At 57.1% G+C, this 11,866-nt stretch carries 9 protein-coding genes and 1 tRNA gene; 3 read left to right on the top strand and 7 right to left on the bottom strand.

All coding sequences use genetic code 11. The features are described 5' to 3' along the window. Positions 1 to 49 precede the first annotated feature (49 nt). Together HYT31_04380 and HYT31_04375 are read right to left on the bottom strand one after the other, a co-directional pair. Complete coding sequence (locus HYT31_04380; protein ID MBI2051010.1) at positions 50 to 1,384, bottom strand: phosphomannomutase/phosphoglucomutase; 1,335 nt, start codon at positions 1,382 to 1,384, stop codon at positions 50 to 52. A gap of 3 nt (positions 1,385 to 1,387) precedes the next feature. Next, the gene (locus tag HYT31_04375) at positions 1,388 to 2,389 is read right to left on the bottom strand and encodes a polymer-forming cytoskeletal protein (protein MBI2051009.1); all 1,002 of its coding nucleotides are present in this window, start codon (positions 2,387 to 2,389) and stop codon (positions 1,388 to 1,390) included. A gap of 155 nt (positions 2,390 to 2,544) precedes the next feature. On the opposite strand from HYT31_04375, the gene HYT31_04370 reads away from it, so the two are divergent. From HYT31_04370 to HYT31_04360, 3 genes are all read left to right on the top strand, one after another. Then, positions 2,545 to 4,131 (top strand): hypothetical protein, encoded by a 1,587-nt coding sequence (locus tag HYT31_04370; GenBank protein MBI2051008.1) that lies wholly within the window; start codon positions 2,545 to 2,547, stop codon positions 4,129 to 4,131. Positions 4,132 to 4,281: 150 nt separating this feature from the next. Next, complete coding sequence (locus HYT31_04365; GenBank protein MBI2051007.1) at positions 4,282 to 5,574, top strand: serine hydroxymethyltransferase; 1,293 nt, start codon at positions 4,282 to 4,284, stop codon at positions 5,572 to 5,574. Between the two features lie 3 nt (positions 5,575 to 5,577). Further along, complete coding sequence (locus tag HYT31_04360; protein ID MBI2051006.1) at positions 5,578 to 6,474, top strand: bifunctional 5,10-methylenetetrahydrofolate dehydrogenase/5,10-methenyltetrahydrofolate cyclohydrolase; 897 nt, start codon at positions 5,578 to 5,580, stop codon at positions 6,472 to 6,474. 193 nt (positions 6,475 to 6,667) lie between these two features. On the opposite strand, the gene HYT31_04355 is transcribed toward HYT31_04360, so the two are convergent. From HYT31_04355 to HYT31_04335, 5 genes are all read right to left on the bottom strand, one after another. Beyond that, positions 6,668 to 6,741, bottom strand: a tRNA-Cys gene (locus tag HYT31_04355). A 110-nt stretch (positions 6,742 to 6,851) separates the two neighbouring features. Continuing rightward, entirely contained in the window at positions 6,852 to 7,490 is a 639-nt protein-coding gene (locus tag HYT31_04350) for a 3D domain-containing protein (GenBank protein MBI2051005.1), read from the bottom strand. Between the two features lie 118 nt (positions 7,491 to 7,608). Further along, positions 7,609 to 8,631, bottom strand: coding sequence for a Holliday junction branch migration DNA helicase RuvB (gene ruvB, locus HYT31_04345; protein MBI2051004.1), 1,023 nt, complete (start codon positions 8,629 to 8,631; stop codon positions 7,609 to 7,611). A 74-nt stretch (positions 8,632 to 8,705) separates the two neighbouring features. Then, a complete protein-coding gene (locus HYT31_04340; protein MBI2051003.1) occupies positions 8,706 to 9,734 on the bottom strand; it encodes an NGG1p interacting factor NIF3 in 1,029 nt (342 codons plus the stop codon). A gap of 239 nt (positions 9,735 to 9,973) precedes the next feature. Further along, positions 9,974 to 11,845, bottom strand: coding sequence for a VanW family protein (locus HYT31_04335; protein MBI2051002.1), 1,872 nt, complete (start codon positions 11,843 to 11,845; stop codon positions 9,974 to 9,976). Positions 11,846 to 11,866: the final 21 nt, after the last annotated feature.

Below are 11,866 nucleotides of genomic sequence, written 5' to 3'. Positions count from 1 at the left end.
TCCCGCTAAATCGTGAGCATATGCCTTTTACTAATCACCTTTGGGTCAATTATCCTTGAATCAGCTTCAAAAGCTCGTCCCGCTTTTGTTCCATCAATCCCCTATCCAACGCCTCCACATTCAGCCGAACCATGGGTTCGGTGTTTGATTTGCGCACGTTCGCGTGCCAGTTTTCGGCAATGATGGAAATCCCGTCCAATTCCTGAATCTCACAGCTTGGCGAATAGCGCTCGCGGACAGCGGCGAGCACCGCATCTGGATCGTTAACCTCAAAATTCATCTGCTCAATCATGTGGTACTTCTCGCGCAGAGGGCGAATGAGCTCATGGAGCGGCTTGCCGTAGTGCCCGAGCATCTCCAAAAGCATCAAAGACGTGCCCACGGCTGACTCAGCAAAGTAAAAATCAGGGAGATAGTAGTGCCCGCTCTTCTCAACGCCGAAGAGCGCCTTGTTCTTGTCCATTTCCCGCTTGATGAACACGTGCCCCACGCGGGACATGCAGACGCTTCCTCCGGCCGCCTTGGCCAAATCCCGCATGGCCCAGCCGATGAGCGCGTCCGTCACAATGGTGCCGCCTCCGTGCTTCTCAATCAAATACTTGGCGAGTAGAGCGCCGAGAAAGTCATTGGGAACGTACGTGCCTGTCGCATCTACCGCGAAAAACCGGTCCGCGTCCGTATCAAACGCAAACCCCAGATCAGCGCCTTCCGCTTTCACGCGGCTGCACAGGTCGCGCCGGTTTTCTTCTTTGAGGGGGTCGCCCCCGTGGTTCGGGAACGTGCCGTCCGGCTCAAAGAACAGTTTTACCGTATGCACCGGCAAACCGCTATACGCACTATCATACGCAACCCCGCCCATGCCGTTTGCCGGATCAACCACAATCGTCAATCCCCGGGGAATGGCGCTCGTGTCAATCAGCGACCGCATCTTCTTTCCGTACTCATCTTTGATGTCCAGCTCGCTCACCAAACCCTTTGCAGGAGATGCGGCAAGCTCGGCTCCCGCAACCGCGTCACGAAAATCCTCCCCGCTCACCAGATCCGGCATCTTTTTGACGAGCTTGAATCCGTTGTACTCTGCCGGGTTGTGGGACGCGGTCACCATAATGCCGGGCAATCCTTTTGAGCCGCACGCGTGGTAGAACATGTCAGTTGATGCCTGGCCGATGTCCAAAACATCAGCCCCCCCCTCGGTGATGCCTTTCACAAGAGAAGCGTGCAGAGCCGGGCCAGAAACGCGGCCGTCACGGCCCACGATAATCTTTTGCGCGCCCGAAAAAGCGACAAACGCGCGCCCTATCCGCTGCGCGGCATGCTCATTGACTTCGCCGGGGTATATGCCGCGGATGTCGTACGCCTTAAAAATTTTCGGATTGATGCCCATACCTTAAGATTCCAGCGCCTTAAACAAACGGAATCCAAGGCGCACGAGCATGCCCAAACCCCATACCAGAGCAACGAGCTTCAAGAGCCAGCCAATGCTCGGAATGCCGATAACGAGCCAGAGCACGGCGATACCGAGCACCATGGTCCAGAGCAGGGATGCTTTCTGCGCCTCCTCGCGCCCGCGGAACGCGCCAATGAGGTACGTGCCGAGCGCAATACCAACCAGAATCTTGGCAATATACAGCGCAACGAACAAACTCGTTCCCAGAATCACGCCCAGCGGAAACCCGATAACCGTAAGGCTAAGCACCAAGGCGGCAATGGGCACGAGCGCCAAGGCGGCAACGCCCCAGAGAATATCGCGGCCCGGATTTTTTATTGATTCGCGCACCATGTAGCGCACCAGCAACGGAGTGACGCTCACCAGCACGAGGCCGGTAACCAGCATGCCGAACAGGCTTATGATGCGGAAAAACCACGCAATCGGAGAGCGCTCATAGCCTGGCGTGCCAATGGGGTCATGCGTGAGTTCTCCGCCGATAGTGCCGTTCTGCAAAAGCGTTTCCGCGGCAATGTGCGCGTCGCCGAGAATGGTTCCCTCAATCACCACGTCCTTGGCGCGTATTTCCATGGAACCCGCGATGGTGCTGCCGGGCCTGATCTCAACGGTCTGCGCGAGCACTGCCGCGTTGCCGCTGATGTCGGATGCAATCACCACGCGCTTTCCGGCCAGTCGCACGTCCCCCGATACCTGCGACTGGATGATGACCGTTCCCCCGAGAGCAAGCACGTCCTGCGCCACCGGATTGTTGATGTCAACCACGCCCCCGGCCGCAACCACGTCCCGCGCCCCTTCCTCGGGAACGCGCACCTCCGCGACAAAGGAAAAATAATCCTTCGCTTGCCAAGGAGCGCTGGCGGGGTCAGCCTCCTTGGCAAGCGTTTGCGGCGTTCCCGCGAACAAAATGAGTACTGCCAGAGGTAAAAAAAATCCTGCTTTCATATGAAACATCGTACCATCTTGCCGAAGCGCTGGCAACCAAAATATTGACAAAAATATAGAAAAGTGATAAAAACAATTTAGCAAACCAACGCACATTCCCAATTTGGACTTTACACTGCATCAAACTGCATCTCATAATCAAGGAGCGATAGGCCATGCGAGAATATCATGGTACCAACGAATTCGTCACAGGAAACGACCGGAGGGAAAAACGCGTATTTTCAGCGTATGCCACTCCCTCGGAAATCAGGCTTCACCTAGAAAGCGGCTGGCGGGTGTATGCAGCCGAAGCAGTCAGACCAGAAACATGGAAAGCTACCAGCACTCCGATCCCGAGCAAGGGGCCGATTGAATCCAAGCAAGTTGACTGGCTCATTGAGCGGCACATCCCCGAAGTACTCGTCGTATTCATTCCAAACGAACTCAAGAGCCGCAAGGATGAGCTCTTCGGAAAGGCCACCAGCAGCCGAACGCAAAGCAGAACTACCAAGACGAGGCTCTACCGCACGAGCGCGAAGTACGCGCGGGACAGGGTGGTGCATCTCATTAGGTGCAGCACCGCGCTCGTCCACAACCTTATGGGGAAGCCCCTGGACACGCACCATGACACGCGCGATCCCATTGTCATCCAGCAGCTCACCGAAGCGCGCGAAGCGCTTCCGGAACTACAAGAGGTGATGCTACCCATCGCCGAGAACCTGCTGAACGGCGACGGACAACGGCTTGCCGAACTAAAAGGCTTGCCGCCGTTGGATGACCAAAGCGCGCATTGCCTCTTCCAGTACAGCTTAGAGGCAATGTGGTGCGTGCACCACCTCAAGATTCTGCTCAACCTCGTCGTAACCGCGGAAGAGTTGGTGGCTGAATTCCTGGGGGCTCTGTTCATGAACATCGGTTCCGTAGCTAAAGGAGACGTCACCGCGCAGAACCATGCGGCGTACAGCGCATGCATTTACCAACTCATCTGCGAACAGAAACCCGGGCTTCCCGACACCGTCGACGACCTCATACGCGACCACGGCAACATCTGGTTGAGTAATGGGATGGTGCGCATCACCACGGACGACGGGACAGGCTCCGTCACGAGCGAACGGCGGATGTACGCTCCAGCAAGCTCCCCGATGGTCCATACGGCGATGTCGTTCAGCGGAACTGACGGAACCACGGGCACTATGGAACTGCTGGACAGCACGTATATCGCTTGTGCGCTCACCCTGACCGTGGTTGAGCAGGTTGTGGACCGCTCAATGCAAGGCGAACGCGCGGCGGACGTGCTTTCAGACTTGGCAATGCGCCTCACCATAGGCGGCTTTGACCTTACGGGTGACGGTGCAAAGTGCCAGTCCATATTCGCCTCTGTTCTGGCGGCAATGGCAAACGGGCACAAAGTAAAGCCAAAAGGCGCGGTTCTTGCCTTCGGGAAGCAAGGCAAGGTGCCGGGAGGCAGGCCCATTGCGGTTTCCTTGGGACACCCTGATACGCCATCCGCTCCCTGGTGCCTGGTGATGGCGCACGAAGAATCAGGACATCTGCTTCCTGCGCCACAAACCATGCGAGCGCACCTTGATCACACTCAGGGAACCCTGCGCCGAAGCGAGCAGTTGCTGCTGCTGCTCGGCACAGAGCCGGAGAGCTCAATTTGGAACACCGCAGGCAACGCGGTAATCGGCTTTGTGAGCGCCCCTGCCTACAGAACACATTGCTCAAAGATGGAAGCAGGGCTCGGGCACCTCCTGGTATAGATCAAAGATGCCCTAAAACGGCATTACGCACGGGGGCGGCCGCTGATTCGGAAAAATCAGCAGCCGCCCCTCTTTATTTTGACAAACGCGGCAAGCGCGGTATGATACCAGTATAAGCGGATGGGGGTCCGCGTTTTTCATCTAAACCATATGCAAAATTTACAGAAGTCCGACCCGGAGGTAGCGAAACAAATTGAGAACGAGATCGCGAGGCAGAGAACCGGCCTGGAAATGATTGCTTCGGAAAATCTGGTTTCGCGCAGCGTCCTGGAGGCCCTGGGCTCGCCGCTGACGAATAAATACTCCGAAGGCTACCCGGGCAAGCGCTACTACGGGGGCAACGAGTTCATTGACGTGATAGAGAATCTGGCGCGCGACCGGGCGTGCGAGCTCTTCGGCGCAGAGCACGCCAACGTGCAGCCGCACGCGGGCTCCCAGGCAAACATGGCAGCCTACTTTGCCCTGGCAGAGCCCGGTGACAAAGTCATGGCCATGGACCTTGCCATGGGCGGCCACCTCACGCACGGCTCGCCGGTTAATTTTTCCGGCAAGCTTTTTAAGATTGTCCCCTACGGCGTGCGCCGGGACACGCACCTGATTGACATGGATGAGGTGCGGGAGATCGCGGTACGCGAAAAACCGCGGGTGCTGCTCGCGGGCTACACCGCGTACACGCGGATACTTGACTTTAAGGCATTCAAAAAAATCGCGGACGAAGTCGGCAGCTACTTGATGGTTGATATGGCGCACTTCGCGGGCCTGGTGGCGGGCGAAGCATACCCCTCGCCGTTCCCGTACGCGGACGTGGTCACCACCACCACGCACAAGACCCTGCGCGGCCCAAGGGGAGCCGCGATTTTCTCCAAAACAGAAGACCGCCTGCGGCCGGACGGCAAAAAGAACCTCGCGCAAAAAGTGGACTTTGCGGTATTTCCATTTATGCAGGGCGGCCCGCTTGACCACGTGATTGCGGCCAAGGCGGTTGCGTTTAAGGAAGCCTTGCACCCTTCGTTTGCGGACTATGCGGAAAACATCATCAAAAACGCGCAAGCACTGGCCGCGAGCCTCATGAATAACGGCATTGATTTGGTGTCCGGCGGCACGGACAACCACTTAGTGCTCCTGGATCTGACCGCCACCGGACTCTCCGGAAAAGAAGCGGAGCATGCGCTTGACGGCGTGGGCATTTACACGAACAAGAACATGATCCCCTATGACCCGCGCAAACCCATGGACCCGTCCGGACTGCGCGTGGGCACTGCAGCGCTTACGACCCGCGGCTTTGACGAGGATGAACTCACCCAGGTCGGAGAAATGATAGCGCACGTATTGCACAATTCCACTCAAAGAGACGTGCGGGAGGGCGTGGCCGCCCGCGTCCGCGAGATGACCGCCTCCCACCCGCTCTATGAAGGCTGGACCTACGAAACACCCGGAGAGTAGCCTATGGCAGACGCAGACAAGATAGACGGAAAATCCATTGCTGATGAAATCCAGGAAAAAGTTGCGGAACAGATTAAAAAACTCAAGCTCAAAGCGGGCCTGGCCGTGATTCTGGTTGGAAATGATCCGGCAAGCGAACGGTACGTGTCCCTCAAGCAGAAAGCTTCCCAAAAGGTGGGGATTGATTTTCACCTGTACCGGTTTGGCGAACATGCGGCAGAAGGCGAAATCCTGCAAACCGTCCGCTGGCTTAACGAGGACCCCGGCATTCATGCTATGCTCATACAGCTCCCGCTCCCTCCGCACCTGGATGAAGACAAGATCATTGCCGCAATGGATTACAAAAAAGACGTAGACGGATTTCACCCCAAAAACATCCAGGCAGAGCGGTTGGGCGCGCAAAAAATGATGCCCGGCCTGGTTGCGGGAATCGTGCAGCTCATCGCTGCAACAGGCGAAGTATTACACGGGAAACAGGCGGCCATTATTGCCCGGCACGAAGCATTCGTCAAAATCCTCGCGCGCGCTCTCTCCTCATTCGGCGCCGCCCCGGTACACGCGCAGCCCGGGGATCCTCGCATTGCGGAAAAAACCCAAAAAGCGGACATTGTCATCACCGCAGTGGGCACGCCGGGCTGGCTCACTCGCGATATGATTAAAGAAGGGTGCATACTGATTGACGTAGGAACCTCGGAAGTTGATGGAAAGATTACCGGTGACGTTGATGCATCCTGCAAAAAGAAAGCTGCGTGGATTTCCCCGGTCCCCGGGGGCGTGGGGCCCATGACCGTTGCCATGCTGCTCAAGAATACCGCGCTCCTCGCGCGGCTTGCCCGCCGAGGAGGCGGGATATCCACAGAAGCTAAACTAAAAATGGTTGACGCAGCCGCGCGCGCGTGATATACTTCCTGCGGTCTTTCTGTGCGATAGAGCGATTCATTCATGATTCGTTGGATCCCTACAGAGAGATCCGCTCTTTCTTTTTTATTTGTGGAACACAGTGCTGTGGAGACTATCAGGCGCTAAAGCCGATACCTCCAGGGTAACGGTTCACAAACAAAACGACCCGCCGAACCGGCGGGTCGTTTTGTTATGGAGGCCACGACCGGAATTGAACCGGTGTAAAGGGTTTTGCAGACCCTTGCCTAACCACTCGGCCACGTGGCCGCGCCGCAGGCGCGGAGAAACGTCAAATCCGTATATACACCATACGCTACCTCTTAAAAAAAATCCAGCCTTAACCTTAACGCTGGGCCCGCGTACACATTTTGTGTTCATTACTTCATTCCCGGAAACGCTGCCTCATAGTGGGTCAGCACATAATCGCGCGGCACGCGGCCGCCGAGCTCTTCCATGCGCACGTACTTAAGGCCGAACTGTTTCGCTTCCGCGCGCGTGTTCATCCAAATGTCAACCCGGTACTGGTAGCGCACGTTCATGCGGTCCTCAACAATAAACACCTTGTCCCCGTACAGGTCCGGGAACCGCACCATTGATCCTTTGGGCAGAAAGTTCAAGGCAACCACGCCGTCGCGCACCGGCGTAATCCAGGCAGTGGTGAACGGCGTGGAATCAGTCTGCCGGGGCTCGGACGAGTATGCGGTCGCGGTCAGCCAGTGCTCTCGCACGACCGTAGGCTCTTCTTCAATGGGCAATCCCGCGTATTCGCCCGCATCAAGGGCGTATGGCGCATCCAGCCGCTCTTCGCGCGAGAGCACCATGGTTTCCGAATCAACCGAAGGCTGTGCGCCAAATACCCCGTATTCATAGGGTTTTGCTTCTCCGTTCGCGAGCGCCGCATAATTCTCGTATGCAGCCAAAGAAACCGGAGGAAGCCCAAGTTCAAATATAATGGCAAAAACGGCCACGCTAAGGAGCCGCTTGAGCCGCCTATACTGTTTCCGCGTAAGTATCATATTGCGTTTAGGGCCCCATAGGAGCGCTAAACGCAAAAAGACACCGAATGCGCTTCGGTGCCTGTCTGGGAAACTTAACTATTGTCAGTATAGCACAACTAACCGAAAAAAGCAACCCCTATGCGAACAATCTTGGCACAGCATCAAGGGACACTCCCAGGTGCTCGTGGCAACGGTCCGTGGTCATTCTGCCGCGCGGCGTGCGCTCCAAAAATCCGAGCTGCATAAGGAACGGTTCGTAGATGTCTTCAATGGTTGCCTCTTCCTCGCTGGTTGCCGCGGCAAGGGTCCCGAGGCCAACCGGCCCGCCCCCGAACTTCTCAATAATGGCAGTGAGAATTTTCCGATCAACCGTATCAAGCCCCAGCGCGTCCACCTCAAGCAAATCAAGAGCGTCATACGCAAGGTTCTCGGTCACGATGCCGTCTGCTTTCACGTCCGCGTAGTCGCGCACGCGCTTTAAGAGCCGGTTTGCGACTCTCGGGGTGCGGCGCGCGCGTTGAGCAATAATTGTGTTCGCTTGTCTTTCAACATTGATCTTGAGTATGTTCGCGCTCCGCGCTATGATGCTACCGATTTCATCCTCCTCATAAAAGCTCAACGGGTACACGGCGCCGAACCGGTCGCGCAACGGGGACGAGAGCATGCTGATACGCGTGGTCGCCCCGATGAGCGTGAAGCGCGGAAGGTCAAGCTTTAATACCCGCGCCGAGGGCCCCTTGCCCACGATGAGGTCAAGCGAATAATCCTCCATTGCCGGATACAGAACCTCTTCCACGGTTTTGGGCAGGCGGTGGATTTCGTCTATAAAGAGGATGTCCCCCTCCTGGAGGTTGGTGAGGATTGCGGCCACGTCCCCAGCGCGCTCCATGGCAGGTCCGCTCGTGACGCGGATGGAAACACCCATCTCGTTGGCAATGACCCCGGCAAGCGTGGTCTTGCCCAATCCGGGCGGCCCGTACAAAAGCACGTGCTCAATAGGCTCCCCGCGCTTTTTTGCGGCAGCCATAAAAATCTCAAGGTTCTGCTTTACCTTGGCCTGGCCGATATATTCAACAAGGCGCCTGGGGCGTAAGGTCACGTCAAGCACTGTATCTTCCTGGTTCCGGACCTGTGATGATATGATGCGCTCTTCTTCCATAGTTTATCAGCTTACCACGGATTCATGGGTTAAAAAAGAGCCCGCCGATAAGGCAGGCTCTTTTAAAATACAGCTTACCACCGCGGACGGACGCGGGACCGCGGCTTTGATGCGCCGCGCGCCGGTGAGGTTTTGCCCGCGCGGGACACGCGGATCAGGCCCGAGCATGGCACGATTTCCACGCCCTTCTTCTCCAGGTTATCCAGGAAAAGGTTCAGTCCGAGCGAATCGGATGACATGTGGCCCGCAACGATGACGTTGATGTGGTGCTTGGCAGCCTCTTCTTTCCACTCCTCGCGCTGGTGCATGGAGATGATGGTGCCCACCCCCGCGTGCGCCAAGCGCTCGTAGATTTCCTTTGCCCCGTCCGTGCCGCCCGTGACCTCGGTGACCGCGATTCTGCCGGCAAAGCTCTCCGGAGAGCCCGTAAAAATCTTGGGGCCCGCTTTCTGCTTGGCCGCTTCCCGGTACTCGGGGATGGTCTTCAAAAATTGCATCACATCGCTTACGTACACCAGTTCTTTCTCGCGCTTCTTGATTTCCTTGTACAAGTACGACGCAACGTGGTTGTCGGTCGGCGTGTGCACGCTCATAATGGGAAACCCGAGAAGCTTTGCCGCGTCAACGGACTGGCCGTGGTTTGCGGGCGACACGCTGCGCTCAACCTGGCCGATACGCTGGCGCGTGAGCTTGTCCGCAATGTTGATGGGAACTCCGTAGTGCGCCAAGAGCTCAATCTGCAAATCCATGACCTCGTGCAAACCAGCCAAGCCGCCCGAGAGCGGGTGGTGGCTGATAATCAAATCAATGGGGCTTTGCGGATTGCGGCGGTTGAGCTCGTTCGCGAGCATCACCTCCCCGGTATCAATGTCAACGCCAACCATGGCCTTTTTGACGCGGGTTCCGAGGTCCCCGTGGAACACGCGCGTGTCAGAGTAGGGATTGGCAAGGGACTCCTGGTCAAACGCCTCCTTGCTCTCGTCCGAGAGCTTCTCAAACTTTGACTTGGCGCGCTTCAAAAGCTCGCGAACCCGAGCCGGACCGCGCAGATCCTTGCTGATTCCCTCGGAGACCGCAAGATTATAAATTTGGCTGATGGTCATCATATGCGTATGTGGTTAAGTAGGTGATTTTAGCGCATGCCTTGACAGACGTCAAGGGGTATGATAGAATGCTTTCTTGTCCCCAAAAAAGAAACAAATCTCCAGGCACACTCATTGAAAACCGCCCAACACTGCAGTCACGACAAGCATGGGGATAGTCTTCATAAGGAATAGCGGCTTTAGCTGCCATTCTCTTAGAAATTATCTTCTTGACTGCAGTGTTGGGCGGTTTTTAGTTTTTACTCAACAGTTCCGGCGGAAATGTCGGCGTCTTCCAGTTCAAGGCCCTGCTCGTCCAGTTCCTCGGAGAGCGTTTCCACGCCAATCAAACACACCTCCTGCCACGGCCGGTACTGGCTCGTAAATGTGGTTTCATCAATGGTCCCATCCGCGTACGTGATGGCGTAGTCAAACGCGGCTTTCACGCCCGCGTGCGGAGTCTCGGTGCACTTGGTCTTTCCGACCGGCAGATCCAGCGTTTCAATGTACTTGGTGGGGGGCGGGGGCACGCGGTCCCAGATGCGCGTGTCCGACTGCGTGGCAGTGCGGCCGTCTTTGGTTCCCCAGTACTCAAAAAAAAGTTCGTCCCCTTCTATGCGCGTGGCAATGAGCACGTAATTTTTGGTGTCGTTCTTAAAGCGGTAATCAGGCGCTGGGTCATAGATGGTGGCGTCCGTGCCGGGCAGGCCCTTCTCGTCAAAGTAGTACGACACTGTGTACGAGTGGTTCTGGCGCGCGGTCACGGGCAATCCCGCAGCCAAGGTGCCGCGGAACGTGGTGGTGCCGATCTGGCAGAGGCCCCCGCCGTACTCGGGCACAGTCTTGTTGCCTTTGATGACGAGCTCGGGCAAATACCCTGCTTTGGCATCAACTGTGCCAAGTGTTTTGAGCAGGGAGAACTCCTCGCCCGGAGCAACCAGGCTGCCGTTCACTGCGGCAGCGCCAACCGCAATGTTGTGCCGCCTATTTGCCGGGGATCCCGCAAAACTTGACGTGCCAACGCCCAAGAGCTCGGTGATGCCCAAATCGTTGATGTCAGCGATGCCCTGGCTCGGCTCAATGGTTTCCACGGCCGGCTCAACAGTCTCGCTGCGGTTAAAAAGCAGAGCGTGCTCCCAGGTCGTAAAGGTGTGGCTAAGCGCCACTTTTTGGCCGGGGGCCGGAGTTTTGAACTCAACCACTTTCTCGCCTTGTATTGCGAACTTAGGCTCCTGGACCTCTACATTAATCTCCTGGGCAATGGGCGCAAGCAGCTCCGAAAACCGCTCATAGTTAAACCCGAGCTCCGCACTGCCCTCGGTGTTGATCCTAATCTCAATCAGGCTGTTCAGCGCTGCGGCCGGCCAGTACCAGGACTTGCCCTGATACTGGATGGAAGCTCCGGAGCTAAACAGCGCCTTTTGGACCTCGGGCAGCAGGGGTTCGGAAGCGGACGCGGTGAGGAGCGGAACGTCGCGCTTGAGCTTGAGGGGAATCGGAGAGAACGCAAGCGATTCAAGCTGTATTCGCGCGTCCGCGAGCGCGCGTCCGTAATCAAACACAATGCCCTCCCGCTCCGGCACAATATGGGCAACCCCATTCTCAATGGCGAGCTGGGCCTCGCGGCGGGGCTCTTCCAAAGACGAAAGATTTTTGCGCAGGAGCTCGGCAATGATGTCCTGCTTCCAGCTGTAATGCGGGACCACGGCCGCGCGGCCGATGAGCCCCGCTCCCCGCTCCTGCCACTGCCGCAGCACGCCGCCCTCCCTCCCGTATGCAAGCGCTTCATCTGCGGTTGAGTCAACGTCATAATTAATCAAAGGGTACGAGAGGTCGGGATCCTCGGTAGTCGCGACCACCGTGGGAACGTTCACCTTGCGGTCGCGGAACACGAACATAAGCCCGCTCTGGTCAAGCGCATCACTGGATGCGGCAATGCGCTCCCGGGCTTCGCCCTCCGAGAGCCCCCCGACCGGGTAGGATCCAATGAACACGCCCGGGTACACGCGATCCCGGTACACGGCTGCGTACGCCGCGGACGCCCCAACCGCAACCGCGGCAACAACAATGCAAACCACGAGGAGCCGTTCCCAGGCGTTATGCCGTATATGCTTTTTTATGGAATCCCACATGGCGCGCTCAAAAAGGGCGTT

It is taken from the genome of Parcubacteria group bacterium, from assembly GCA_016181765.1.
In the GTDB taxonomy this organism is placed as follows: domain Bacteria; phylum Patescibacteriota; class Patescibacteriia; order UBA2169; family UBA2169; genus CG10-46-32.
Note: the sequence above shows the minus strand (reverse complement) of the source record. Positions and strands in the feature narration are given on the sequence as shown.